The organism is Halomonas sp. MES3-P3E (assembly GCF_002836035.1).
Classification (GTDB): Bacteria; Pseudomonadota; Gammaproteobacteria; order Pseudomonadales; family Halomonadaceae; genus Vreelandella; species Vreelandella arctica.
The window spans coordinates 1-1,342 of the sequence record NZ_PJBT01000100.1 but is presented as its reverse complement, the minus strand read 5'-3'; the positions used below and the strand labels follow the sequence as shown (position 1 = coordinate 1,342).

Below are 1,342 nucleotides of genomic sequence, written 5' to 3'. Positions count from 1 at the left end.
ATCAAACGCTGTAGTCGTGTGGTAACGCCGTTTTTCACGCCGCTAATGTGGATCGTGACGGTCTGCACCTTGCCAGCCAGCTTGACCAGCGCGCCCATGAAACGATCAACATCACTGGGCGAGGTGGCATTGATGAACAGGAACTCGCTTTCGATGTGGTAGTAGGCCTCGACATACTTGGTTTTTACGAACGCCTTCTTGCAAATCTCCATGCTTACGTCAGCAAAAAGCTTTTCCATCTCCTCTTCTTCGAGCGGTTCGCCACGCTCCTCGGCTAGTTCCTCCGCGCGCTTAAAAACAGCGGCTTGGATGGCCCCGCTAGGGATCATCTTTTCTTCACAGCGCAGGCGCAGCGCATAGCCAGAAGGGAAAAAGGCGACTTTTTCACCCTCCTGGATCGGGACGAAGGCATCGCGACGGAATTCAGCCTCCGCGATCTCGCCCCACTCAGCGGCTTCTAGCTGCTGGCGCAGCAGGGCCGTTTCAGGAAGCAGGGCTTTCAATACGATGGCGTTTTTTAGCATGGTCATGTTAGTTATCCCTTTGCTTGTTCTGATCAGCGCCCTTAGCTGGCGCTGGCTGTTTGAAAATTCGGTCGAAGGCGGCTTGGTCGATCACGTGATTTCTTTCTCGAGCTGTTCAAGGCGCTGGGTCGCTAGGACGCCAGCCTCGGCCTTTTGCTTGAAGTTCAGTACCGGCACTGGCACAAACGGGATGCCCGCCTTGGCGTAGGCATTGGCCGCTTCTAGCGAGCGGCGAGTTTCAATGGGGCTTGCTTTGTTCATGGGCACCTCACCTCAAAACTGAACAAACTGGTTGAACGGCACGGTCTCGGGCATCGCCAGCCGTGCGGGGGAGTAGTCGCTGGGTAGCGCTGGCCCTGCTGGGCGCATGCCTGGGCAGCTGTTTTCCGCGATGCCCTTGTAGTCGGGTTGGCCGGTGCGTAGCTCTAGCGGTACGCCGCGCGCTTCTTCGGCCTGCCATACAGCGGCATCGGTGCAGTAGGTGGTCAGCCAATCGTCTTGCTCTTTGGCTTCGCCCTGGGAGAGTTGGCCCAATACCAAAACGGCGGTAATCGCGGCGCCTGCCAGCAAGGCTCTTTGGGTTTTTGTACTCATGCGGCTTGCTCCTCTGTTGCCGTTGTCGAGTGGGGATGTAGGTTGATGCGCTTCTCAACGTGCGCGCCCCAAAGCACATCGCGCAGAGCGTTGCGGGCGGCTAGCTCAGTGGGTAGCGGGGTGTTCATGCGCACGATGATTCGCGTGCCCTCCTTGCCGACAAACGCAGGCAGGTAGCCGCCGGGCACTTTCTCGGCGTAGATCACCGTGCTGTGCAAGGTGCG

General features: G+C 58.2%; 4 protein-coding genes. All 4 read right to left on the bottom strand.

All coding sequences use genetic code 11. The features are described 5' to 3' along the window. Positions 1–530, bottom strand: a 530-nt coding sequence (gene rdgC, locus CXF87_RS12060) for a recombination-associated protein RdgC (protein ID WP_198556084.1), incomplete at its 3' end; no start/stop codon positions are given. Positions 531–614: 84 nt separating this feature from the next. Beyond that, positions 615–785 (bottom strand): DUF1382 family protein, encoded by a 171-nt coding sequence (locus tag CXF87_RS21650; RefSeq protein WP_157826528.1) that lies wholly within the window; start codon positions 783–785, stop codon positions 615–617. 12 nt (positions 786–797) lie between these two features. After that, entirely contained in the window at positions 798–1,118 is a 321-nt protein-coding gene (locus tag CXF87_RS12055) for a hypothetical protein (protein WP_101146780.1), read from the bottom strand. Next, positions 1,115–1,342 (bottom strand): hypothetical protein (locus tag CXF87_RS12050; protein ID WP_157826527.1); only part of this gene is annotated, 228 nt, incomplete at its 5' end. The genes CXF87_RS12050 and CXF87_RS12055, both read right to left, overlap by 4 nt.

What these genes read in the sequence shown, in the direction of transcription:
- CXF87_RS21650 (WP_157826528.1), bottom strand. Translation starts at nt 785, where the DNA reads ATGAACAAAGCAAGCCCCATTGAAACTCGCCGCTCGCTAGAAGCGGCC.
- CXF87_RS12055 (WP_101146780.1), bottom strand. Translation starts at nt 1,118, where the DNA reads ATGAGTACAAAAACCCAAAGAGCCTTGCTGGCAGGCGCCGCGATTACC.